This is a genomic window from Nocardia suismassiliense (assembly GCF_900269665.1).
In the GTDB taxonomy this organism is placed as follows: Bacteria; Actinomycetota; Actinomycetes; order Mycobacteriales; family Mycobacteriaceae; genus Nocardia; species Nocardia suismassiliense.
The window spans coordinates 4,667,922-4,691,927 of sequence record NZ_LT985361.1 but is presented as its reverse complement, the minus strand read 5'-3'; the positions used below and the strand labels follow the sequence as shown (position 1 = coordinate 4,691,927).

Genomic DNA, 24,006 nt, shown 5'->3' with positions numbered 1-24,006 from the left:
GCTCTCTCGGAGCAATCGGGCCACCTCGGGCCCCGCGGAAGGGATTCACCAATGTCTGACCTGCACATCGTCACCGGCGCCGGACCGGTCGGCACCACCATCGCCGAGCAGCTCGCCGCCGCAGGCCATCAGGTACGGGTACTCACCCGCTCCGGCCGCGGTCCGCAGCATCCGCTGATCGAGCTCCGCCGGGTGGATGTCACTGCGCCGGAATACCTTTCGGGCCAGTTCGACGGCGCCGTCGCGATCTATCACTGCATCCACGGTTCGAAGTACTCCGCGAAGGTCTGGCGTGCCGAATTGCCCGGTGCCGAGCGGGTGGTCATGGACGAGGCCGGGAAGGCCGGCGCGGTGGTGGTTTTCCCGGAGAGCCTGTACTCGTACCAGCCGACCGAGCGCCCGATCACCGAAATGACGCCCCGCACAGTACGTTCCGGTAAGGGTGGCGTTCGGGAAGAACTGCTGCGCGCCCGCGCCGCACACCCCACCGCGACGGTCAGTGTCGTCTCCGCCGACTTCCTCGGCCCGTACGTGCACGCCTCGATGGCCGGCGATCAGATGGTCGCGCCGATCCTGGCGGGCAAGCGGGTCAGCGCCTTCGGCAAGATCGACCTCCCGCACTCGTTCACCTACATCCCCGACCTGGCCGCCGCGATGATTCGCGCGGCGGCCGACAAGTCGGTGCACAACACCGTCCTGCACGCACCCACCGCACCGGCGGTCACCCAGCGTCAGCTCATCAATGCCATCGCCGACGCCGCTGGCGCACCGCGGCCGAAGATCTCCGTCATCCCGGTGTGGATGATGAAAGTGCTCGGCGTGGCCAGCCCGCTGCTGCGCGAACTCGCCGAACTCGGCCACCAGCTGGAGCGCCCGTTCGTTCTCGACTCCACCGACAGCGAGCACAAGCTCGGCCTGCGCCCCACACCCCTCGACGAAGCCGTGGCCACTACCGTCGCCTGGTGGAAATCGCAGGCGTGACCCCTGGTGAGCGGGTGGCGCCGGACCGAAGTCACGTCACCCGCCCTGGTGCTGCGCACAACCTACCCGGTAGTAGTGTTACCCGAGTCACTGGCGACCCCGATCGAGGAGCTTCCTATGGACCAGCGAGCAACGGATTTCGACGTTCTCATTGTCGGTTCTGGGTTCGGTGGCAGCGTCACGGCGCTGCGGTTGGTCGAGAAGGGCTACAAGGTCGGCGTCATCGAGGCCGGCCAGCGGTTCGCCGACGACGAACTACCGAAGACCAGCTGGGAGCTGAAGAAGTTCCTCTGGGCGCCGAAGCTCGGCTGCTACGGCATCCAGCGCATTCACCTGCTGCGCGATGTGCTCATCCTCGGCGGCGCCGGTGTCGGCGGCGGATCGCTGAACTACGCCAACACCCTGTACGTGCCGCCGGAGCCGTTCTTCCGGGACGCGCAGTGGCGCGACATCACCGACTGGCAAGACGAGCTCGCGCCGTACTACGAGCGCGCGCAGAAGATGCTCGGCGTGGTGCGCAACCCGCATATGACGCCGGCCGACGAAGTGTTCAAGCAGGTCGCCGACGATCTCGGGGTCGGCGACACCTTCGTGCAGACGCCCGTCGGTGTGTTCTTCGGCGAACCCGGAAAGACCGTGGCCGACCCGTACTTCGGTGGCGTCGGGCCCGAGCGCACCGGGTGCATCGAATGCGGTGACTGCATGGTCGGCTGCAAGTACGGCGCCAAGAACACTCTCGTGAAGAACTACCTCTACCTCGCGGAAAAGGCCGGAGCGCAGGTCATTCCGATGACAACGGTGACCGATCTGCGGCCGCATCCGGACGGCACCTGGGACGTGTCCACCGCGCGCACCGGCGCGTGGGTGCGCAAACACCCCAAGACGTATACCGCGGCGAACGTCGTGCTCGCGGCCGGCACCCGCGGCACCCAGAAACTGCTGTTCGCTATGCGGGACAAGGGCGCACTGCCGGAGCTGTCGGATCGGCTCGGTCAGCTCACCCGCACCAACTCCGAGTCGATCGTGGGCGCGGCGACCAAGAAGGTCACGCCCGGAGTCGATTTCACCAAGGGTGTCGCGATCACCTCGTCCATCCACCCCACGCCCGACACGCATATCGAGCCGGTCCGCTACGGCAAGGGCTCCAATGCCATGGGCCTGCTGCAAACATTGATGGTGGACGGCGGCGGCCGCATTCCGCGCTGGCTGCGTTTCCTCGGCGTCGTACTGCGCCATCCGATGGACCTGCTCGGCTTCCTGAGCACCAAGGACTGGAGCGAGCGCACCATCATCTCGCTGGTCATGCAGCACCTGGACAATTCGATCACCACCTACACCAAGCGCGGACTCTTCGGCCGCAAGCTCACCAGCAAACAAGGCCACGGCGAACCCAATCCGACCTGGATCCCGATGGGCAACGACGTCACCCGCCGGGTGGCCGCCAAGATCGGCGGCATCGCAGGCGGCAGCTGGGGCGAGATCTTCAACATCCCCCTCACCGCCCACTTCCTCGGCGGCGCGGTGATCGGCGCCGACCCCGAACACGGCGTAATCGACGGCTACCACCGAGTTTTTGGCTACCCGACCCTCAGCGTCGTCGACGGTGCCGCCGTCTCCGCCAACCTCGGCGTCAACCCCTCCCTCACCATCACCGCCCAAGCCGAACGCGCCGCCGCCTACTGGCCCAACAAAGGCGAACTCGACACCCGCCCCCCACTCGGCACCACCTACCAGCGCATCTCCCCCATCGCCCCTGCCAACCCCGCAGTCCCCGCGAACGCCCCAGCCGCCCTCGTCCTTCCGATCGTGCAGATCCGAGAGACGCCTGCAGCGGGTTGATTTCAGCTCCAACCGATCTGGGATCGACTACGTCTTATCCGACGAACACTTCCGATTCACCGCCGCCGGGGTGATCGGTGTTGAGTATCTCGACGTCGAGCGGTGCGCACGCGTCGAGCTCATCGATGAGCTGCCGGGTGCCGCTGACGTAGGTTTCGTAGTCGTCGATCTCGGTGCAGACGAACCACGCGCGGTCGGCTGGCCACAGCAAATTAGGTGAACGCATGATCAGCGTCCGAGGAGTGACATGGCCGCCGATGCGGCCGGCATCGTGGATGGGTCCTCGCAGTAGTAGATACCAGCGGCCGAGCAGCTCGAAGCTGGCTTGTTTTCGGAATTCTCGGGACAAGGTTCCAGGATTCAGCGCTTCGATTGCTCCCGACACTCGGTTGCTCTGGTTGTGCCACTGCCAGCCTTCCCACACGCCGACGTAGCACTGATCCGGTGTGGTGGTGTGTCGGGCGAGGACATCGATCAAGGCATCGAGTTGGGGGTGTTCGAGGCTGCCTTGCTCAGGGGCGTCCCAGTCGCCAGAACCGGTAAGGTCCAGGATCCAGTCCAGCCGGTCGCGGTGGCCCGAGCCGAGCGGCTGCGCCACCGGCGGCCGCGACACCTGAGCGCCGGTAGCGATGTCGGTGGCAGGATGCAGAATCCGCGCGTATGCCGCAAACCCGTTGGCCAGTCGACCTCCGAACCTGAGCGCGGCACCGAGCCACGCTGCAGGTGAAGCGTCGGTGACCGGTGTGAGGCGAATGTCAGGCATCGATTCGGTAGTCCGTTCTCGGTAGGGTTCTCGATGCTTCGGCCGCCGTCGTCACCGGCTGAAGGTCCAGACGGCATCGACCGACTCATCATGGACTTCCCCGGAGTCATCTCGGACCTGCGGCCAGGAGACAACAAGGATGTTGTACCGGTCACTCCGATCGGGCAAATACAGTCCGATCGTCTGCCCTGTCTTCCAATAGAAACACTTGCCATCCTGCGTGATTTGTACTTCTTTTGTTGCGAAGGCACACGTTTCGAACGAATCGCGGTCGTCGTCGAGCTTCTCTGCGGTATCACCGGCTGCATACTTCGACCACCGCACCAAGACTGGAATCGCAGGGTTCTCGATTCGCAACCGGGCCGGGGCTCCGATCAGGCGAGGCCAAGCCACCGGTGACGGCAGCAACGACTCGACAACGTCGTTCCCCACGAGCCACGACGATGCCGCGGCTGGCACGGTCGCATGGTCATCGGTCAGGTTCGGCGGCCCACCCGAGACAACGAAGTCCTCCACGGTGTGCTTGCCGAAGCCGGGGCTTCGCGAAATGGCATCAGCCTCGCCGGGTTCGGCCGCACTGATGTCCGGGTCGTCTGTCGTGCCCGGATCGGGCCGGCCATGAGCGGCGCAGCCCGATCCAGCTAACACTACGAGAAGCGACGCGACTACTAGCCGACGGGCTTGTCGAGACACGTCTCCTCTTTACCTTCAGGGTTCGTCGCGATGTTCGGACCGTACAGCCGAGCACGTTCGTTCGGGAACGCGAATTCACCGGTGGCGTAAGTCAAGTAACGGAACCTGGTCCCGGTCTGGCATTTGATCGCAGCAGTCATCTTCAGCTTCTTGCCACCCGTACTCGACGTCTCGGCCTGGTAACCGCTGTTGGTGATCTGCTTGCCCTTACCGGGAAGCTGCTTCCCCGGTATGGGTAGACCGAACCAGCGGAGCCTCGAGGTTTTCGCCTTGATGCGGTGAGTCGTCGTGGCGACCACCGGATCACACTTGGAGACGACCTGCGTGTGAATCTCCTCCGGGTACGCGAGTGCACCATTGCGCATGGTCCGCGAGGCATGCGGGTATCCGAGTGTGAATCCACACGGGACGGCCGGGTCCGGGCCTGGTTCGTCTTCGTCCTCAGGCGAGTTCGCGCGCACCAGTGTGCCGACGAGGTTCAATACCCGGGGGCCTTCGGTATCCGGTGCGGAGGTGCTGGCCGCCGACGCCGGCTGCGACGTCGTAGTGCTTGGGGGTGTAGCCGATCGTGGAGTGGTAGTCGGTGTCGGCTGCTCCTCCGGGGCCGGGGACTGGGGTGCAACAGGAGCTGGGTGCACCGGCGTGCCCGGGGCAGTCGACGAGGGCGTTGGCGAGGGGGAAGGCGGCTCGGTTTCTTCCGGGGTGTCCGGATCCGACCGCAGGGTGGGGTCACTGTGCTTGTATTCGATGGTTTGCGGACGTTCGTCGTGCTTTTCGTCGGCCGGATTGTCCTGATCGCCGGGCTTCCAGTCGAGGGTCGAGCCTTGAAAGTTCTGCGCCTTGCCGCCGTCGAAGTCGAACTCGTCGCTGACCGGGAATCCGAATCGACCGTTCTCCCAGTTCCGGCTTGCCCACGCGTTCTTGATGGCGCCCCACACTACGTGTGCACCGGTTTGGGAAGACCAGTAGATGGACCCACCCTCGAAGTGCTGACCGACACCACCATCCTTGACCTTGAATTCATCAGAGGCGGGGAAGCCGAGCCCGCCGTTCTCCCAATCGTAGGAAGCCCATTTATCACGAACTGCTCCCCACACATTGTGGGCTCCGTTGGCACTCGACCAATAAATGGACCCACCCTCGAAGTGATTGAACCGTCCGGGCTTCCGAGTAGCTGTCTCTCGTGTCGTTGGATATTTCAGCGCGCCATTCTCCCAGCCGAGATCACCCCACTTGTCTCGAATCAAACCACCGATCTGGTTGGCGTGCCCGTTGGCCACGTTCGGGTGCCAATAGATCGAGCTGTTCTTCTCGAATGCCTGCCACCGGCCGCCGCGCGACGCGTCGGACTCCGCGTTCGTCGGGTTTCCGAAGAGGTCCCATCCACCAGCCTGGTCGTATTCGATTTCGATCGCGCCGCCGACGTTGTATGAGCCGATTTGCCGTGCAGACGCGTCGACAGGATTCACCAAACCCGCAGATAGCGCCGCGACGATCATCGCTGTTGATACACCCAGCCGCTGACGTTCTCGTTGTTGTTTTCTCTTCGTTGCCGTTTCGCAGGCGGGAATCGCGACGTGGTCTACGCCGGGCGAGCAAGTATGTCGTGGGGTCATGCCACTTTCCTGTGTCGGCTTCGGCCCTTGGTAGGTGGGGGGGCCGCCGTTGGTCAACTACCGAAAGTGTTAATCAAAGAAACCGGCGGAATGTTAACCGCCTGTGACACAGCGCATCCCGGATCCTTAACTCGCATAAAGTGGGTCTAACAACTATGAACAAATCGACAGCGCCAAATTTCGGCTCCCACATAGTTTCGAATTTGGGCCATCGTCGCATGGCTGCATCTTTCGACGAATCAGGTATCGGCCGATCGGCAGCCAATCGGAATCAGGGGCACACCCCGCTCAGTGCAGCGAAATGCTAGCGGCACAGCAGCTTCCAACCTCGATGCCGCGCGGCTCCAATCGAACTGCGCAGTCTCCGTAACGTCGACGGTCGCGATCAGCGCCATACCCCGCATAGCGGATGCCGGGTCAGCGGGTGGCACGAGCGCCTGCATGCGCTGAATCGATGAGCTCGAGGCTCAGGAACCGGCTTCACCGCTTACGACCGGCTCGGCTTCGCCGGTCTGTTGTCTCGGCACACGCACGTCGACGCGATGCGCCTCCGTTTCCCGCACCCGACGGCGGGGAGTCGGTAGGCGGGTTCAGCCTGCTGCAGCGGCTGAATGATACTGCCGGCGGTGTTCTTCCCAGGGCGCGTGCTGCTGTTCGGGGGTCATCGCGAGCAGCTTTCGCAACTGTGACCACTGGGTTTCGTTGGTGGGGGTGTAGATCTGGACCCAGGCGCCGGATACGGCGGGGAGGGACATGCTGGTGATGAACATTTCTAGTTCGCCGATGGCGAGGTTGCGGATTTGTTTGATGCGGTTGGCGGGGACGGCGACGTCGTTGCGGGCCCAGAGGGCGGCGAAGTCGGTGCTGGCGGTGCACATTTCCTCGATGAACTCTTGCCAGGTGGGGTCGTCGAGGTTCTTGGCGTAGGCGCCGCGGAGGTAGGCGACCATGCGGCGCAGGTCGTCCCAGCTGTGTTTGTAGGTGTTGCAGCACTGAGGGGTGAGGAAGACGCGGCGGGCGACGTTGCGCTCGCCGAGCAGGAAGCCGGGGCACAGGGCCGCGTAGGACTCGTTGAACGCCAGCAAGTCGTATTTCGCGCTCAGTACCGCGGCGGGCAGGGGCGTCAGATGGTCGAGGATGGTTTGCATCTCGGCGGGCAGTGCGGTGTTCGTGTGCGGACTCGGCACGGTCGGCACGTCGGCGAGGCGATAGAGGTGACCGCGCTCGGCGTCGTCGAGGGCCAGTGTCCTGGCTACCGCGTCCAGCACCTGCACGCTGACATTGATCTGACGTCCCTGTTCGAGCCAGGTGTACCAGGTGACGCCGATGCCGGACAGCTGCGCGACCTCCTCGCGGCGCAGCCCGGGTGTGCGGCGGCGCGGACCGGGCGGCAACCCGACGTCGTCCGGGGAGATCTTGGCCCGCCGCGACTTCAGGAAGGTTCCCAGTTCCGCGCGGCGCGCTTTGCGCACCGCCCGCACGTCCAGCACTTCGGTCATCAGCTGATCGTGCCGGATTCCGCTGACGGTATCCAGGTGCTGCTAGTACCCGTTTTACGCCGATCCGCCGAGATTCGTGCGCGACCCGAGACCCGGGGGCGTGCCCGAGCTCGAGTTATTCGGTAAGTTGATCACTTGTGCCCAAGTCCCGCATGCTGGAATTTCCACGCACGGGCCCAACACTTTTCCTACTGGCCGCAAGCGCTGCTCTCGCGGTGATCCTGCTGTTCACCACGGTCGACCCGTGGCTGGAGCGGGCAGGCATCCTGGACGGCGGGCTGGACGTGCACGTGTATCGGGACGGCGCCTGGCGCATCCTGCACGGACTGCCGCTCTATACCGAGCCGACCATCGCTGGGCTCCTGTACACCTACACGCCCTTCTCCACCATCGCCTTCATCCCTATTGTCGCGATCCCGTGGTTGTACGTCGCCGATACCTGGCTGGTGTTGAACCTGCTGGCGCTCTTCGGTTGTGTGCTGATCAGCTGGCGCATCCTCGGCTACCGGATCACCGCCCGGCTCGCGGTTGTCAGTGCGCTACTGGCGATCACGTGCGTGTTCATCGAGCCTGTCCGGACGACGCTGTTCTACGGGCAGATCAACCTGATGCTGATGCTGCTGGTGCTGTGGGACTTCTCCCGCGCCGACGGCAGCAAGTTGCGCGGCATCGGCGTGGGACTGGCCGCCGGCATCAAGCTGGTCCCCAGCTACTTCGTGGTGCAGTTCCTCGCGCTGCGCCAGTGGCGTTCGGCGGCTACCGCGGTCGCGGTCTTCGTGGCCTCGATCGTGCTCGCCTGGATAGTGCTGCCCACCGATTCCCGGCAGTACTGGACCTCGACGTTCTTCCAGTCCAATCGGATTGCGGACGACATGCACCCGTCCAATCAATCCCTGCGCGGCGCCATCGCGCACCTGACCCACCACCCGGCGCCGATCTGGCTCTGGGTACTGCTCGCCGGGGCCGTCGCACTGGTGAGCTTGGCGATCACGGCGGGTCTGCACCAGCGCGGCGAACGGCTGCTCGCGGTGACGCTCGCCGGTCTCACGGCCTGCGCGGTGTCCCCGTTCTCCTGGGACCACCACTGGGTGTGGTTCGTTCCCCTGTTCGTCTACCTGGTGCACAAGGCGCAGTCGCAGTGGCGCTGGTGGATCGTGGTCGCGGTGCTCTTCGTATCGATCGGCGCGTGGACGTGGGAGTACGACCCCGACTATGTGGTGGTGGGGCTGTTCCTCTTTCCGCCGTGGTGGCCGGGTGCGCAGATTCTGATCAACAGCTTTGTCATCGTGTATGCCGTGGTGCTGGTCTGCGCCGGAGTGCTGTTGCTCAGGCTCCGCCGCGAAGGCGTCGAGGTCACCGATGAGGCGCGAACAGTGAGATGAGACTGGTATGAGTGTGCCGCCGGAGGCCGAAGCCGTACTCGACGAATTTGCCGCGGAGATCAAGTCCGTCGCTGACGTCGTCGCGCTTCAGGTGGGCGGCTCGCTCGCCAGCGGTGATTATCGGCACGGGGTCAGCGATTACGACCTGGTGGCGTTGCTCGAACGGCCGTTGAGCGACGAGCAGCGGCGCCGGCTCGCGCAGTTCCATCGCGGGTTCATCACCCGCCGTCCCGCCGCCGCGAAGCTGCACTGTGTCTACGTACCGGTGGACGAGCTCGCTGCGGTCGAGGCACCGCATGTGACGTGGGCCGCGCAGATGCTTTTCGAGCGACCGCTCACCGGGATTGCCCGAGCGGAGTTGTTGCGCTTCGGATTTGCCGTGTTCGGGGAATCTCCGGACGCCTTGATCCCGCAGGTCACCGCGGCCGAACTCGCCGAGGCGGTCCGCCGCGACCTCAGCGGGTACTGGGTTCCCGCGCTGCGCCGTCCGTGGATCTGGTTGCGCGACAGCTACATCGATTTGAGCCTGTTCACCCTCGCTCGCGCCGAGGTCACCTTGGCGACCAACGAGTTGATCACCAAGCGAGAGGCCTTGTCCCGGCTGGAACGGTTTCATGTCCCTGCCGAGCTGATCGAACAGATACGACAGCGGCGAGACGGGCACCCGGTGCCTATCTCGCCGCTGTCCCGGTTACGCCGGGCCACATCCGTACACGGCCTGGTCTCTGACGGGCTGCGAGTCCTGCTGTCCTACTGAGGATTCAGAGCAGCTGCAGCAGCCGCAGATCCCGCACGTACTTCTCGATCAGCGCCGAGGACAGATGCGGAATGTCGTGCTCGGCAGTGATATTCGAGCTTTGCACCGCCGCCTGGAACTTCTTGGCCGGCAACAGGGAACCCCGAACCGGCGGGCGCTGATGACTGTAGGCGCGCAGCAACGGCAGCACCGAAGCGTTGCGCTGCTTTTCCGGCAGACCACGAATGGCGGTCTCGAACCGGCTGAACCACTCGTCGTAGTCGGTGATCCGCTGAATCGGCAGGCCCGAGTCGATGAGCCAGTCGACGAAGGAGTCCAGGGAGATACCGTCGTCGTACGGGTTCAGCACGTCGTAGGTTTGGAAGCCGTCGACGGCTTGCACACCCAGCGCGGTGATCGACGCCGCGGTGAAATCGGCGGGCAGGCCCTCGTAGTGGGCCCGCTGCCGGTTTCCGGCGGCATCGGTGATGTAGAACGAGTGCGGCGCGACACCAGTAGCAACCAGGCTGAGGACCAACCGGGTGAACATGTCCTGGACATTGAGCTGACCCGCATACCGGCTGTGCGCCAGGATCATGTCGGAACGGAACACCGCGACCGGCAGCCCGCACAGATCGTGCGCCTCGCGCAGCAGGACCTCGCCCGCCCACTTGCTGTTGCCGTAGCCGTTGGCGTATCCGTCGTTGACGGCGCGCACGGCGCTCATCTCACGGACATCGCTGTCCTCCTGGAACGCGGCCGGGTCGACCTGATCGGCCACTCCCACGGTGGACAAGTAGGTGACCGGCTTGCGCCGCCCGGTGATCGCCAGCCGGATGATCTCCGCGGTGCCAACGACATTGGGCCCGAACAGCTGGCTGTACGGCAGCACGTGATTGACCAGCGCGGCGGCGTGCACGATCAGGTCGACGGTGCCGGCCAGCCGCTGCCAAGTCTGTTCGTCCAGACCGAGATCCGGGTCACCGATATCACCGGGCAGTACCTCCAGATGTCCTGCGGCCAGTCGCCGGTAGTGCTCCAGCAGTTCCGGATCACCACTGTCGAACGCCGCGTCGAGCCGCTCTCTCGCGGCGGCTGCGTCGCTGCCGCGCACGATGCAGATCAGCGTGCCGCCAGTCTTTTCCAGCCGCTCCAGCCATTCCAGGGCGAGGAAGCGACCGAGGTAACCGTTGGCACCGGTCAGCAGAACCGTCTGCGCCGGAACGGGCGCGGCCGGAATGCTGTTGGCAGCAGCCAGGGTTGGGGCATCGATGAACTTGTCGAGGGTCAGGTCGGCCGCGTTGATTTGCTTCCCGCTGCCGTGTACCGAGACGACCGACGGCCGCTTCGCCCCCGGACCACGTTGCGCCTCGATGTATTTCGCGATCTCCGCGAGGTTGTTCGCCGGGCTGATGATGACGCCGACCGGCACCTCGATCCCGAAGGTGTCGTTGAGCACGTTCGAGAACGACAGCGCCGACAGCGAATCGCCACCCAGGTCGGTGAAGTGCGCGTCGGGCCGCAGGTCGGCGGCGGAGATGTTGAGCATGGCTCGTGCCGCATGAGTCACCGTGTCGAGCACCGGACGTTCGGTGGCTTCGCGACGCAGCTCGAGCATCTCCTCGGTCTGCCGCTCCGCCTGCTCGGCGTAGATCCGTTCCAGGCGAGCGCCGTAGCGTTCCTTCAGCTTGGGGCGCAACAACTTCCCGATCCCGGAGAGCAGGCCGTTGTCCGTGGTGAACGGCTCGGTCTCGATCAGGAAATCGCGGGGAATCTCGTAGGACTGCAGGTCCGATCCCTTCGCCAGCTGCTGAATGGATGCGGCCAGTGCGGTTTTCAAGGCTTCCGGGTCGCCGTCGCGCAGCGCGTCGTCGGTCGGCACGATCACCGCGAGCAGGTAGGCCCGCTCGCTGTTGCCGTAGATGAAGATCTGGCGGATCAGCGGGCTGCTGGCGTACACGGCCTCGAGGTGGGCGACGGTGACGAACTCGCCCTGGGACAGCTTCAGCACATTGTTGCGCCGGTCCACATACACCAGCTCATCCGGCCCGAGTTCGGCCACGATGTCACCGGTCTTGTAGAAGCCGTCCTCGTCGAAGACCTCCGCGGTGACCTCAGGCCGCTTGTAGTACCCGGGAATCTGGTTCGACGTCTTGACCAGCAGTTCACCGCGCGGGTGCGGCTGATCGGTGCGGAAATAGCCCAGCTCGGGCACGTCGACGAGCTTGTAGTCGAGCACCGGCGGCCGCTGCACCCGATTGTCCATCAGGACGTTCACGCCTGCCTCGGTCGAGCCGTACCCGTCGTGCAACCGCAGGTCGAGGACGGACTCCATGAAGGCGCGCATCTCCGCGCTGATCGGGGCGCTGCCGACGACCACGCCCAGCATGCGGCCGCCCAGGAAGTTCTGTCGCAGATCGGCTTTCACCGCGCGATCGAGCTCCACCGGGTCGACGTCCACACCGGCGGCCCGATCCATCTCGCTGCGGTAGCGCTGAAAGATCATCTCGCACACGCGCGGCACGAAGAACACCTCGATGGGGCGCACCAGGGCCAGATCCTCGAACAGCGTCGACATGTCGCTCTTGGCCGCGAAGTAGGCGGTGCCACCACGCGCGAGTACGCCGGTCAGCGACAGACGGCCGGCGATATGACTCATCGGCATGTAGTTGAGATTGATCGCCACCCCGTTGGCGGCCGGGTGCCAGGTCGAGCTGAGCAACCGCTCGGTGTACATCGCGCCCTTCGGCGTGCCGGTGCTGCCGGAGGTGTAGATGAGCAGCGACAGCGGGTCTTCGTCGGCGGCGGGAACGAACAGCGTCGCGGGCGGCAGCGCGGCGCCACGTTCGCGCACCGCGTCGAGCGTTTCGACGATCACCGAACTCTCCGCGTCGGCCAAGCGTCGGCGGGCGGTGTCGAAGGCGGCGCGCTGATCATCGTCTTCGGGGTGGTAGTCGAACACCACCAGGCGCTCCGGCGAGGTGCCCGCGAGCAGGCAATCCACGGCCGCGTCGAGGTGTTCCGGGGTCGACGCGAGTATCCGTGGCGCCGTCTCCGTGAGGATCGCGGTCAGCTGCGGTACCGCCGCGCCGGCTTGCAAGGGGACACTGGCCGCGCCCAGGTAGGTGGTCGCGAGGTCGAGCGTCGCGTAATCGATGCTGGTGAAGCCGATGGTGGCGACGAAATCGCCTGCGTGCAAGGGCTTCTCGGAGTCATGCTGCCATGCTGCGGCGACCGTGCCGACGCGCTGCCACAGCTCGCGATAGGTGATCGTGTCGAACCTGGGCAGCAGCCGCAACGAGGCGCGCCCGGTCGCGGGATCGGTGACCGGCTCGAACGCGCGCTGCCCGACGGCGGGGCGATCGGCATAGCTGTCCATCACGGTGGCGATGATCTGCCCCAGCCGCAGGCCGGGTTCTCGAATCGCCGCCGACACCGCCTCATCCGGCCGCGCGGCCTTGACCTGTTCGTCTTCGGCAAACAACTGCGCGATCCGGCGTTGTAGCCGCTCGTCCCGTGTATCAACCGCCATGGCACATCTCCCTCGTTGACAAAGTAGAAACGCCCTGCATCTCTAAAACAGGTTAGCTTGTCTAAGTATTTCCGGGAAGACGCTGCTCCGGGGACTGAACAAGTGGTCTGTGTCACAGTCGACGGTAACTTGCGTGACAAGAGTGAAAACTCCCGAATGCCCGAATCGGTTTATCCAGGTGTTGCCGATACCAGTTTTAATGGGCTCCTGTTACTGGTGCTGCCGAGCCCGCAAGCTCATTACATGACGCAGATCTTGTCGCCGGATTCGGCAGCCGCACCGCCGGTTGCCGCTCCCCCGGCCGCTCCACCCGCCGCGCACGGGGCGCGGCGCACCCTGGCCATCCTCATCGTGATCCTCACCGGTCAATTCATGGCCGTGCTCGACGCCGCCATCGTTAACGTCGCGATTCCGTCGATCCGCAGTTCCCTGCACACCTCCGGCGCGGCATTGCAGCTGATCGTGGCCGGTTATGTGATCGCCTACGCCGTACTGCTGGTGACCGGCGCCCGCCTCGGCGATCGGTTCGGCCAGCGGCGCATGTTCATCGCCGGGCTGGCCCTGTTCACGCTAGCCTCGCTGGTCTGCGGGCTGGCGTGGAACGAGTCGTCGCTCATCGTATTCCGGTTCGCGCAGGGTGTCGGGGCGGCGGCGATGGTGCCGCAGATCATGACGATTATCCAGCGCACCTTCACCGGCAATGCGCGAGCCAAGGCGCTCAGCGTGTACGCCGCGATCATCTCCGGCGGCATGGTCGCCGGGCAGGTGCTGGGCGGGCTGATCGTCAGCGCCGATCTGTGGGGTAGCAGCTGGCGCGGGGTGTTCCTGGTCAATGTGCCGATCGGGGTGGTGCTACTGGTGCTGGCGCCGCGGATTCTGCCCACCGTGACCGAGCGGTTCGACCGCAAGCTCGACCTCGCCGGGCTCACCGTGCTCACCACCTCCGTGCTCGCGCTCGTGCTGCCGCTGGTACTGGGCCGCGAACTCGGTTGGCCGGTGTGGTCCTGGATCTCGTTGGGCGCCTGCGTGCTTGCCTTCGTGGCGTTCGTCGGGATCGAGCGGGCCGTGGCGACGCGCGGTGGCGAGCCGTTGTTCTCGCACCGGGTGCTCGCCGCACCGGGGCTGCTGCTCGCCGCCGCGACGCTGTTCGTGATCATGGCGACGTTCGGCGGCTGGATGTTCGTGATGGCCATCCACCTGCAGAGCACGCTCGGGTACAGCGCGCTGCACGCCGGGCTGCTGTTCATTCCGATGGGCGTCACGTTCGCCGTCACCGGGCTGAACTGGGAACGCATCCCAGATCGCTACCACGCCACGATGATTCCGCTCGGCCTCGTCCTGGCCGCCGCGAGCATGGTGGCCGTGGGTGCGTTGCTGCGCAACGGTGCCGACGTAGGACCGCTCGTGCTGACGCTGCTCGGCGTGTGCGGAGTCGGCAACGGTCTCGCGTTCAGCCCGCTGATGACGCGAACGCTGGCCAAGGTGCCGATGACCCTGGCAGCGGACGCCAGCGGAATCCTGGTGACCAACGTGCAGCTCGGAATCGTGGTCGGCATCGCCTCGTTCGGTTCGCTGTTCCTCGGGTTGGCGGGCACTACGGCGCTGTCGGCGTCGCATGCGCTCGGTGCGACGGCTATCGCAGAAGGGGTAACGGTGCTACTCGCAGCCGCACTCTCGGTCCGCGCGGCGCGGTAGTGAAGACACACGGATCCCGGCTACTCCACCCCGGGCTCCGTGTGGTCGACTTGCCGCCCCCGCACTAGCGGAATCCCGCACCGACTTTCGGGATCCGCCCCGCTACGGGCCCCTAGAGCCAGTGCGGATCCCGAGAGTCAGTGTGGCTGTTGCCCTTCAGCGGGGCAGGGCGACGTGAACTCGACGACGGCGTCGGTGTGCTCGGCGCGCAGCGGCATCAGTGTCAGCCTGTCGGTCTCCAAGATGGTTTGCCCCATGCGTCGATCCTGCCCGCTCACGATGGGTCACGGGGGTGAGACTCCTGGCAGGCCCTCGAACAGGATTTGGAAGACCTTGGGGGCGTTCACCTTCAGGGTGGTGGAGGGGGCGTAGGGCGTGTTTTCGGCGGTGTCGGTGACGATGTAGGGGGCGTGGGAGCCGGGGGTGCGGTCGAGGATGCCGGTGCAGTTCGGGCCGCCGGTGGCGTTGACCTTGGGGAGGTCGTCGGGGTAGGTGTAGGGCTCGCCGCCGTACATGAAGCCGGCGTTGAAGACGGCGCCCGGTTGGATGCCGCCGACGAATGATTCGGCGTCAGGGAGGGTTTCGGCCAGGCCGAGGACGAGGCAGTTCAGTACCGGCTTGTAGGTGTTCAGCAGGCCGGTGGTGGGGCGGAGCAGGTCCAGGGTGGTGGCGAGGTGGTGTTCGTTTTCGGTGAGGACGGCGTGGGTGGTATCGGCCAACCCGATGACGTTCAGCAGCACCGCATCCAGATCGGCTTCCAGATCGATGACGGTGACGCTCGTGGTGGTGGCGTTGGCCGTGGTGCGCAACAGATCGTCGACGGTGTCGGCGTAGAGGGCGGCGACCTCGGCCGCGGCGATCGTATCGCGGTGCAGGGCAGGCAGACTCGGGTTGATGTCGCGCAGATAGGTGGCGGCGCGGGCCAGCAGGTCGCCGAGTATTTCGCCGCGATCCTGGAGTGCGGTGGACAGGGCGGTGAGGGTGGCGTTGAGCCGCTCGGGCGCGATCTGCGCCAGGATTCGTGTGAGCTGTTCGAAGAGCGTATTGAACTCGACGGTCACCGCGTCCGCGGGCACGGTGCCACCGCCGCGTAACCGGTCGGCCGAAGGGTGCGGCGGGACAACGAAGTTCACGTACTTCCCGCCGAAGATGGTGGTGGAGCGGATGTCCACCCGCACATTCGCCGGAACCAGTGGCAGCGACTCGGGATCGAGCGCGAGCCGCAACTGCACGCGGCCGCCGGCCCGCCGCACCGACTCCACCCGCCCGATCTCCACCCCACGCAGTTTCACCTTCGCCGCGGGATCGAGCACCAGTCCGCTACGCGGCGCGTCCACGGTAACGGTGGCCGTCGCGACATACCGGCCGGTGAACATCGACAGCGCCACACCGACTATGGCGACGAGCACGACGACCATGGCGGCACCGGCCAGCTTCAACCGGATGGCCGACCACAGCGACCATCTTGCCCGGTCACTTGTGTCGTAGTAATGTCCAGACACGTGTCCATGATAGGTACGGACCACGATCCCCGGGAGGGTTTCCGATGACTCTGGTTACGCCGCAACGAGTTTCGGGTGCACAGCAGGAACTGGGTCACCTGCCGGAATTCCGGACCGACCCGATCGGATTGATGCGCAGGGTGCGCGCGGAATGCGGCGATGTCGGGTCCTTCGACCTGGCGGGACGACCGGTGATCCTCCTCTCGGGCGCGGAGGCCAACGAGTTCTTCTTCCGTTCCGGCGACGAGGATCTCGACCAGGCGGCCGCGTATCCGTTCATGAAGCCGATCTTCGGCGAGGGCGTCGTCTTCGACGCACCACCCGAACGCCGCAAGGAGATGCTGCACAACCAGGCCCTGCGCGCCGAGCAGATGCGCGGCCACGCCGCGACGATCGCCCACGAGGTGGACCGGATGCTGGCACGCTGGGGCGACGCGGGCGAGATCGACCTGCTCGACTTCTTCGCCGAACTGACCATCTACACCTCCTCCGCCTGCCTGATCGGCGTCAAGTTCCGCGACGAGCTGGACGAACGATTCGCCCGGCTCTACCACGATCTGGAGCGCGGCACCGACGCCCTGGCGTACGTGGACCCCTACGCGCCCATCGAGAGCTTCCGCCGCCGCGACGCCGCCCGAGTCGAACTCGTCGAGCTGGTTCAGGCCATCATGGACACCCGCGCCGCCAATCCCCCGGCAGACAAGGACGATCGGGACATGCTCGACGTCCTGGTCTCGATCAAAGACGAGCACGGCACCCCACGGTTCAGCGCCAGCGAAATCACCGGCATGTTCATCTCGATGATGTTCGCCGGGCACCACACCACCTCGGGCACCGCGGCCTGGACGGTCATCGAACTCCTGCGCCACCCCGACGAATTGCGCCGGGTGGTCACCGAACTCGACGACCTGTACGCCGACGGCTCCGACATCAGTTTCGGCGCGCTACGCCAGATCCCGAACCTGGAGGCGGTGCTCAAGGAGACCCTGCGCCTGCACCCACCACTCATCGTGCTGATGCGCATCGCCCGCGGCGATTTCGACGTGTGCGGGCACCACATCGCCCCGGGCGACCTTGTCGCCGCCACCCCCGCGATCTCCAACCGGATCGCCGAGGACTTCCCGAACCCGGAACTGTTCGACCCCGGCCGCTACGCCGACCCCAGGCAAGAAGACATCGTCAACCGATGGACCTGGATCCCGTTCGGCGCCGGACGCCACCGCTGCGTCGGCGCGCCATTCGCCCTGATGCAGCTGAAAGCCATCTTCTCGATCCTGTTGCGCGACTGGGAGTTCGAGATGGCGCAGCCCTCGGAGAGCTACCGCAACGACCACAGCAAGATGGTCGTGCAGCTGATGCAACCCTGCACGGTCCGCTACCGCAGACGACAACGCTGACTCCCGAACATGATTCGAGGCCCATCCGACCGGACGGGCCTCGAATCAGGCCCTCAGAGCAAAGATTCGATCGAGGCGACGAGCGCTGATGCGTCGGGGCCGACGGTGGGGCGGAACCGTCCCGCCACCTTGCCGTCGCGGTCGATCAGGAACTTCTCGAAGTTCCACTGCACGTCGCCGGCCGTGCCGTCGGCGTCGGGGGTCTCGACCAGCGTCCGGTAGAGCGGGTGCTGGTTGTCGCCGTTGACGTCGGCTTTGTCCAGCAGGGGGAAATCGACGCCGTAGGTGGTCGAGCAGAATTCCTGGATCTCCTCGGCGGAGCCGGGCTCTTGGCCCATGAACTGGTTACAGGGCACCCCGACCACGCTGAAGCCGCGCGGGCCGTAGGACTTCTGCAGTTCGACCAGCCCGGAGTACTGCGGCGTCAGCCCACACTTGGAGGCCACGTTGACCAGCAGCACCACCTTGTCGCCGACCAGCTCGGACAGGGTCGTGGATTCCCCGCTCAGCGTTTGCAGCGGTACGTCTCGAAGACTCATTCGTATCGGACCTGCCAATTCTTGATTCCGTTGATCCACCCCGACCGCAACCGTACCGGATCTGCCACCTCGGTGATCTTGGGCATGGCCTCGGCGATGGCGTTGAACATCAGGTCGATCTCCAGCCTGGCCAGGTTCGCGCCCACGCAGTAATGCGCGCCGGTGCCGCCGAAACCGACATGTGGATTGGGGTCGCGCAGCACGTCGAAGGTGAACGGATCAGCGAACGCGTCCTCGTCGAAGTTGGCCGAGCCGTAGAACAGTCCGACCCGGTCGCCTTCCCGGATCCGGGTGCCACCGATCTCGGTGTCCGCGGTGGCGGTGCGCTGGAACGCGGTGACCGGCGTGGCCCACCGGACGATCTCGTCGGGCGCGGTGCGCGGGCGCTGTTCTTTGTAGAGCTCCCACTGCTCCGGATGGTCCACGAACGCTTTCATGCCGTGCGTGATGGCATTGCGTGTTGTTTCGTTGCCCGCCACCGAAAGCAGAATGACGAAGAAGCCGAATTCGTCGGAGCCGAGCGACTCACCGTCGACATCGGCGTGCACGAGTTCGGACACGATATCCCCGGCCGGACTGCCGCGCCGCTCCTCGGCCAGATTCCAGGCGTAACCGAGAATTTCGGCCGAGGCGAGCGCGGGATCACCATAATCCGGGTCGTCGTAGCTGAGCATCTGATTCGACCAGTCGAACAGCTTGCGCCGGTCCGCCTGCGGCACGCCGATCAGCTCGGCGATCGCCTGCAACGGCAGCTCGCAGGCGACCTGTTCGACGAAATTCCCGCCGCCCGTTCTTTTCGCCTCGTGCACAATGGCATGCGCGCGCTCGGTCAAGGCCGCGCGCAATCCCTCCACCGCGCGCGGGGTGAAACCCTTGGTGATGATCTTGCGGAACTTGGAATGCTTCGGCGGATCCATGTTCACCAGCAGCACGCTCGACGCCGCCTGCTGCTCGGGCGTGATGTCGTCGGACAAACGGATGATCGAGCCCTTCCGCTCGGAGGAGAACAGCTCCGAGTTGCGCGAGACCTCCTTGACGTCGTCGAGTTTGCTCACCACCCAGTAGCCGCCGTCCCGGAAACCACCGGAGTGGTCGTCGGGTTGCGGATTCCACCAGACCGGCGCGGTCCGGCGCAGCAGCGCGAACTCCTCGACGGGCCTTCGCGTCTCCCACAGGGCCGGATCGGTGAAGTCGAATCCGGCCGGCAACGACGGTGTCGCCACGGCTACCTCCTCAGGTGGTACTGCGAACCGCGCCGAATCGGGTTCAGCGCAGCCTGGTTCGGCGCATCAGCCGCAAGGACATCAGCGTCATCTTCAATTGCTTCTCATACGGCTGGCCCGAGCGGGCGGACAGCACCTGACGTTTGAGCACGCCGACGTTGACCGTGTCGGTGTACTTGAGCAGGCCCTGATCGCCGTGCCGGGTGCCGACACCGGACTGCTTCACGCCACCCGACGGCGTGCCCTTGGCCGCGTAGGTCGCCACGAAGCCGTCGTTGATGTTGATATTGCCCGCCTGAAGCTGAGCGGCAATGCGGTTGGCGCGGGCAAGGTCTCGGCTCCACACGCTCGCGTTCAAGCCGTACTCGGTGTCGTTGGCGAGCCGGATGGCCTCCTGCTCGTCGTCGTACGGATACACGCTCACCACCGGGCCGAAGGTCTCCAGCGTCGCGTGTGTCATCTCCGGGGTGACGCCGGTGAGCACCGTCGCCTCATAAAACGCGGGACCGATGTCCGGACGCGCCTTGCCGCCGGTCAGCACGGTGGCACCCTTGGCACGGGCATCCTCGACGTGCGCGGCGACCCTATCCCGGTGCTGCTCCGAGACCAGCGAACCGAATTCCGGCGTGTAGTCGTACGCGGCGCCGATCTTGCTGTTCAATTCGTCGGCGGCAGCGACCAATCGGCGCACGAACTCGTCGAACAGGCTGCGGTGCACGTAGATCCGCTCGATGTGCATGCACGCCTGACCGGAGTTGGCGAACACCGAGAACGCCGCACCCGGCACCACCTCGTCGAGGTTCGCGTCGTCCAGCACCAGCATCGGGTTCTTACCGCCGAGCTCCAGGCTGCACCCGATCAGGTTGCGCCCGGCCTGCTCCCCGACCACCCGGCCGGTGGCGGTCGAGCCGGTGAACATGACGAAGTCGACGCTGTCGATCAGGGTGGGTCCGATGTCGGGGCCTTCACCGCAGACGACCTGTACGAGTCCGCGCGGCAGCCCGGCCCGGTGCAGCAGCTCGACACCGTAGAGCACGCACAACGCGGTCTTGTTGTCCGGCTTCAGGATTACCCCGTTACCCGCCATCAGCGCGGGCATCGCGTCGGACAACGCGATAGCGAACGGGAAGTTCCACGGCGCGATGACCGCGACGAGCCCCTTGGGCCGGTGTTCCTCGGTCGAGGTGGTCACGATCGGCATCGGGCCACCGCGGCGCTTCGAACGCAGCACACGGCGCGCGGTTTTCAGGTAATGGCTGATGACCATCGGCACGTCGCACGACTCCTCGACGGCCATGCGCCGGGTCTTGCCGCAGCCGATCTGGATGAGATCGGCGATCGTCTCGACCTCGCCGAGGATCAGTTCGTGCATCCGCTCGAAGACCCGCAGCCTGCTGCGCAGCGGCAGTGCGGCCCATTCCTGTTGTGCCGCACGGGCCGTCGCGGCGGCGGCGCGCACGTCCGCGGGGGTGGACTGCGGGAGCTCACCAACCGAAGCGCCGGTATAGACCTCCGTCATCGAGTACGGTGCGGCGGTACCGTCGGCGACGACCAGCTCGGTCAACCGATCGATCAGCGCACCGGTGATCCGTGCGGGCAGCACCGCGGTGGGACTCTTCTTCGTCTCAATACTCATCGGGACTTCTCCATGACATGCGGCATCACCGCAGGTATCGGGCCGGACCTTGCCACCGAATTAGAACACGTTCCTGTTGTGCGGGGTGGGTGTTCGCGCAGGCTCATGGTTCAGTCCGCGCTGTAGTCCGGGGCACGCTGCGCCGTGGCGTCCTTGGCCCACCGGTAGTCCGGTTTGCCGCTCGGGGCTCGGACCACGCTCTCGACCACCCAGATCTTCTTGGGCACCTTGTATCCCGCGAGATGCCGACGCACCTGCTCGGTCAGCGCCGCGAAGTCGACCGGTTCGGCGACCGAGACCACGGCGGCGACCTGCCACCCCCATCGTTCGTGCGGCACACCGACCACCACCGCGTCGTAGATCCCGTCGTGCGCCTTCACCACACCCTCGACCTCTTCGACGAACACCTTCTCGCCGCCGGTATTGATCACCATGTTGCCGCGGCCGAGCAGCGTGACCGACCCGTCCGCCTCGATCCGCGCACGATCGTCGGTGACCACGATGCGCGCACCGTCGACCGTCTTGAACAGCTTCTCGGTCTTCACCGGATCCTTGTAGTAGCCGAGCGGCACCGACCCGGTCTTCGCCAGCCACCCTTCCTCGCCCGGCTGCACCGGACGCCCGTCGTCATCCACCACCACCGAACCGCGCCCCGTCTGCACGCGCGGCCCACGACCGGGATTGTCGTCCTTCTGCGCGAAACCTATTCCACCGAAACCGGTTTCGGACGAGCCGATCGAGTCGGTGACGACCAGCGACGGAAACAGTTCCAGCAGTGCGTTCTTCACCGGCTGCGACAGCAACGCGGCGCCCGAGCCGATGGCGATCAACCCCGTCGCGTCGACGGGCGCGGCCCGGTAGGCGTCGATCAGCGGCCGCGCCATGGCGTCACCGGTGATGACCATGACCTGCGGGCGGTGCCGAACGACCGCCTGCCACACTCGATCCGCGTCGAATCGTGGTTCGAAGAGCACCGCGTTACCGGACCACAGCGCGGTGAAGGTCGGCATCATGGCGGACGCGTGGATCAGCGGCGGCAGCACGAACCAGGTGCTCTGCTGCCCCTGCGCGCCCACCCGGGACTGCTCGTACTCGTCGGCCACCGGAACCCCGGTGTAGAAGTCGATGCCGCCGCCGAGCACCCGCCACATGTCTTCCTGGCGCCACATCACGCCCTTCGGCAGGCCCGTGGTGCCGCCGGTGTACATCATGAACAGGTCGTCGGCGCTGCGCTCCGGGAAGACCCGCTCGGCCGAACCCGCGGCGAGGGCGTCTTCGTAGTGCACGGCGTCGACCGGTGCGGCGGTGCCGTCCTGCACCACGATCCGGTGCCGCAGCGACGGCACCCCGGCCGCGGCCGCGTGCACCGCCGCGGCGTAGCAGGCGTGGTAGACCAGTGCCGCGAGGTCCGCGTTGTCGTAGACGTACCGCAGCTCCTCGACGCCGTAGCGGTAGTTGATATTGATGGGGACGGCTCGGATCTTGAAGCAGGCGAGCAGCGTCTCCATCGTTTCGATGCCGTTGTGCATCTGGAACCCGATGTGGGCACCCGTGCGGAGACCGGCCGAAGAGAGGTGCGCGGCAAGCCGATTCGCGCGCGCGTCGAGTTCGGCGAAGGTCAGGCTGCGGTCACCTTCGCGCAGTGCCACCCGATCGGGCATCGCGTCGACGGAATGTTCGAACAGGTCGGCGAAGTTACGGGCCACGGCGAATCACTTTCTCGATACTTCTCACACCACCGTCAGCGGCAAGGGGATTCCGCGATCGGTGAAGGTAAAGGCGGCGCCGGTGCTGAATCGGGTCAGCGCGACTTCCGACGACTCGCGGAACGACTTGTCCGTGCGAGTGATCTCGACGGTCAGCGCACTGTCGCTGGAATCGGTGGTCCGCGCGGCGAATCGGGGGTTCACCGCGCGAGCCATCGCGTCGATGGGCGCGAGGTGCTCGGCATCGATCAGCGCGGGCCAGACTCCGTCCGACACAGCGCCACTATCCCGCGGAAGCGTCAGCTGGACGTTGCCCTCGGTCTCCACCACACGAACACCCGTATAGGACAACGGGTTCCACGCCGGATGCAAGCGCAGCACGGTGGCGAGCGCGGCCATGTCGTCGCCGAGTTGCAGTCCCTTGCGCAACCTTTCGGCGGTGAGCCCGGCGATGCCCGCGAACTGCTTGCGGCCGATCTCGATCGCCGCGTCCGGCTCGAGCCGGGTCCGCACCGCGATCAGGAAACCCAGGGCCAGCAGATGATGTTGCAGGCACACCTCGTCCGCCATGCGGACCAGCGCCGACTTCGAGAAGTCCGCGAAGCGCAGATCGCTCAACAGCGGGCCCGCGTAGTCGGCCTGTCCCTCGTCGCCGGGATCGATGTCGGCCAGCACCAGTCGCGCGGCGGCGCAGTCCGCCACCAGGTCTGCGTTGGGCGGCACCGGTGGTGGGACGTGCGCGGGATCGATGGTGACCGTCCACGCGCACATGGGTTTCCGATCGGCCGGGCGACGCGGCGGCCGATGGATCGGCCGGACCTGGGCGTGCGGGTTGGTGGCCAGCGCGGTGGCGTCGAAGGTCGGGTCCTCGATGTCGTGGCACATGCCGACCACGAAGTCGTCCCCCATCGGCTCCACATCCAGCAGCGCACCGCAGTGGTCGAGCCAGAACTCGCCGTGGTCCCGATCATGCACGCGGAAACGGAAATCCATGAACTGCGGCGGTGCGCCGATGTCGAGCTGCAAACCCTTGAAGATGGTCACCACGTCGTCGCCGGTGAAGCCGAACGCCCGCTGCATGCGCCGGGTGTAGACCGGGCTGGCGAGCTGCCACTCCTCGATCGCGACGGCGGTCATCTCGGTCCGGCCGAAGGCCGCGATGGTGTGCGCCATGCCGGACCGGTCGATCAGGTGCCCGGACAGCAGCAGCTCGGGCAGCAGCGTCGCGAGCCGCGCCCGCGACAGCTGCTCGAAGTTACTCGACATC

17 protein-coding genes are annotated in these 24,006 nt (G+C 65.8%); 6 read left to right on the top strand and 11 right to left on the bottom strand.

Going from position 1 to position 24,006, the window contains the following annotated elements; translation table 11 throughout:
* Positions 1–51 precede the first annotated feature (51 nt).
* On the top strand, positions 52–981 hold the full coding sequence (locus tag DBO33_RS20990; RefSeq protein ID WP_107656563.1) for an NAD-dependent epimerase/dehydratase family protein: 930 nt from the start codon (positions 52–54) through the stop codon (positions 979–981).
* Positions 982–1,098: 117 nt separating this feature from the next.
* Positions 1,099–2,820 (top strand): GMC oxidoreductase, encoded by a 1,722-nt coding sequence (locus DBO33_RS20985; RefSeq protein WP_107656562.1) that lies wholly within the window; start codon positions 1,099–1,101, stop codon positions 2,818–2,820.
* Positions 2,821–2,854: 34 nt separating this feature from the next.
* On the opposite strand, the gene DBO33_RS20980 is transcribed toward DBO33_RS20985, so the two are convergent.
* The 4 genes from DBO33_RS20980 to DBO33_RS20960 form a co-directional block, all read right to left on the bottom strand.
* The gene (locus DBO33_RS20980) at positions 2,855–3,583 is read right to left on the bottom strand and encodes a hypothetical protein (protein WP_107656561.1); all 729 of its coding nucleotides are present in this window, start codon (positions 3,581–3,583) and stop codon (positions 2,855–2,857) included.
* A gap of 51 nt (positions 3,584–3,634) precedes the next feature.
* Positions 3,635–4,231: a hypothetical protein gene (locus DBO33_RS20975; RefSeq protein WP_107656560.1), complete on the bottom strand. Its 597-nt coding sequence runs from the start codon at positions 4,229–4,231 to the stop codon at positions 3,635–3,637.
* A gap of 20 nt (positions 4,232–4,251) precedes the next feature.
* Positions 4,252–5,949 carry an LGFP repeat-containing protein gene (locus DBO33_RS43605; RefSeq protein WP_234390951.1) on the bottom strand — a complete coding sequence of 566 codons (1,698 nt, stop codon included), beginning with the start codon at positions 5,947–5,949 and terminating at the stop codon, positions 4,252–4,254.
* A gap of 533 nt (positions 5,950–6,482) precedes the next feature.
* Positions 6,483–7,391, bottom strand: a complete 909-nt coding sequence (locus DBO33_RS20960) for a helix-turn-helix transcriptional regulator (protein WP_107656558.1) — start codon at positions 7,389–7,391, stop codon at positions 6,483–6,485.
* Positions 7,392–7,528: 137 nt separating this feature from the next.
* Here DBO33_RS20960 and DBO33_RS20955 point away from each other — a divergent pair, with 137 nt between their 5' ends.
* Both DBO33_RS20955 and DBO33_RS20950 read left to right on the top strand, forming a co-directional pair.
* Positions 7,529–8,773 (top strand): glycosyltransferase 87 family protein, encoded by a 1,245-nt coding sequence (locus DBO33_RS20955; RefSeq protein WP_234390950.1) that lies wholly within the window; start codon positions 7,529–7,531, stop codon positions 8,771–8,773.
* A 7-nt stretch (positions 8,774–8,780) separates the two neighbouring features.
* The gene (locus tag DBO33_RS20950; RefSeq protein ID WP_107656557.1) at positions 8,781–9,530 is read left to right on the top strand and encodes a nucleotidyltransferase domain-containing protein; all 750 of its coding nucleotides are present in this window, start codon (positions 8,781–8,783) and stop codon (positions 9,528–9,530) included.
* A 4-nt stretch (positions 9,531–9,534) separates the two neighbouring features.
* On the opposite strand, the gene car is transcribed toward DBO33_RS20950, so the two are convergent.
* Positions 9,535–13,041 (bottom strand): carboxylic acid reductase, encoded by a 3,507-nt coding sequence (gene car / locus DBO33_RS20945; protein ID WP_107656556.1) that lies wholly within the window; start codon positions 13,039–13,041, stop codon positions 9,535–9,537.
* 243 nt (positions 13,042–13,284) lie between these two features.
* On the opposite strand from car, the gene DBO33_RS20940 reads away from it, so the two are divergent.
* Complete coding sequence (locus DBO33_RS20940) at positions 13,285–14,736, top strand: MFS transporter (protein WP_234390949.1); 1,452 nt, start codon at positions 13,285–13,287, stop codon at positions 14,734–14,736.
* Between the two features lie 284 nt (positions 14,737–15,020).
* Here DBO33_RS20940 and DBO33_RS20935 read toward each other — a convergent pair whose 3' ends face one another.
* Entirely contained in the window at positions 15,021–16,154 is a 1,134-nt protein-coding gene (locus tag DBO33_RS20935; RefSeq protein ID WP_107660460.1) for an MCE family protein, read from the bottom strand.
* Positions 16,155–16,282: 128 nt separating this feature from the next.
* On the opposite strand from DBO33_RS20935, the gene DBO33_RS20930 reads away from it, so the two are divergent.
* Complete coding sequence (locus tag DBO33_RS20930) at positions 16,283–17,635, top strand: cytochrome P450 (RefSeq protein WP_107656555.1); 1,353 nt, start codon at positions 16,283–16,285, stop codon at positions 17,633–17,635.
* Between the two features lie 53 nt (positions 17,636–17,688).
* Here the strand turns inward: DBO33_RS20930 and DBO33_RS20925 are convergent, their stop codons facing one another.
* The 5 genes from DBO33_RS20925 to DBO33_RS20905 form a co-directional block, all read right to left on the bottom strand.
* The gene (locus tag DBO33_RS20925; RefSeq protein WP_107656554.1) at positions 17,689–18,174 is read right to left on the bottom strand and encodes a glutathione peroxidase; all 486 of its coding nucleotides are present in this window, start codon (positions 18,172–18,174) and stop codon (positions 17,689–17,691) included.
* Complete coding sequence (locus DBO33_RS20920) at positions 18,171–19,397, bottom strand: cytochrome P450 (protein ID WP_107656553.1); 1,227 nt, start codon at positions 19,395–19,397, stop codon at positions 18,171–18,173. The genes DBO33_RS20925 and DBO33_RS20920 overlap by 4 nt, the downstream gene beginning before the upstream one ends.
* Before the next feature lie 43 nt (positions 19,398–19,440).
* On the bottom strand, positions 19,441–21,033 hold the full coding sequence (locus DBO33_RS20915) for a succinic semialdehyde dehydrogenase (RefSeq protein WP_107656552.1): 1,593 nt from the start codon (positions 21,031–21,033) through the stop codon (positions 19,441–19,443).
* Positions 21,034–21,143: 110 nt separating this feature from the next.
* Complete coding sequence (locus tag DBO33_RS20910) at positions 21,144–22,739, bottom strand: acyl-CoA synthetase (protein ID WP_107656551.1); 1,596 nt, start codon at positions 22,737–22,739, stop codon at positions 21,144–21,146.
* Positions 22,740–22,763: 24 nt separating this feature from the next.
* Positions 22,764–24,005 carry a hypothetical protein gene (locus DBO33_RS20905; protein ID WP_107656550.1) on the bottom strand — a complete coding sequence of 414 codons (1,242 nt, stop codon included), beginning with the start codon at positions 24,003–24,005 and terminating at the stop codon, positions 22,764–22,766.
* Between the last annotated feature and the right edge of the window lies 1 nt (position 24,006).

What these genes read in the sequence shown, in the direction of transcription:
- DBO33_RS20990 (WP_107656563.1), top strand. Translation starts at nt 52, where the DNA reads ATGTCTGACCTGCACATCGTCACCGGCGCCGGACCGGTCGGCACCACC.
- DBO33_RS20985 (WP_107656562.1), top strand. Translation starts at nt 1,099, where the DNA reads ATGGACCAGCGAGCAACGGATTTCGACGTTCTCATTGTCGGTTCTGGG.
- DBO33_RS20980 (WP_107656561.1), bottom strand. Translation starts at nt 3,583, where the DNA reads ATGCCTGACATTCGCCTCACACCGGTCACCGACGCTTCACCTGCAGCG.
- DBO33_RS20960 (WP_107656558.1), bottom strand. Translation starts at nt 7,391, where the DNA reads ATGACCGAAGTGCTGGACGTGCGGGCGGTGCGCAAAGCGCGCCGCGCG.
- DBO33_RS20950 (WP_107656557.1), top strand. Translation starts at nt 8,781, where the DNA reads ATGAGTGTGCCGCCGGAGGCCGAAGCCGTACTCGACGAATTTGCCGCG.
- car (WP_107656556.1), bottom strand. Translation starts at nt 13,041, where the DNA reads ATGGCGGTTGATACACGGGACGAGCGGCTACAACGCCGGATCGCGCAG.
- DBO33_RS20940 (WP_234390949.1), top strand. Translation starts at nt 13,285, where the DNA reads ATGACGCAGATCTTGTCGCCGGATTCGGCAGCCGCACCGCCGGTTGCC.
- DBO33_RS20935 (WP_107660460.1), bottom strand. Translation starts at nt 16,154, where the DNA reads ATGGTCGTCGTGCTCGTCGCCATAGTCGGTGTGGCGCTGTCGATGTTC.
- DBO33_RS20930 (WP_107656555.1), top strand. Translation starts at nt 16,283, where the DNA reads ATGACTCTGGTTACGCCGCAACGAGTTTCGGGTGCACAGCAGGAACTG.
- DBO33_RS20925 (WP_107656554.1), bottom strand. Translation starts at nt 18,174, where the DNA reads ATGAGTCTTCGAGACGTACCGCTGCAAACGCTGAGCGGGGAATCCACG.
- DBO33_RS20915 (WP_107656552.1), bottom strand. Translation starts at nt 21,033, where the DNA reads ATGAGTATTGAGACGAAGAAGAGTCCCACCGCGGTGCTGCCCGCACGG.
- DBO33_RS20905 (WP_107656550.1), bottom strand. Translation starts at nt 24,005, where the DNA reads ATGTCGAGTAACTTCGAGCAGCTGTCGCGGGCGCGGCTCGCGACGCTG.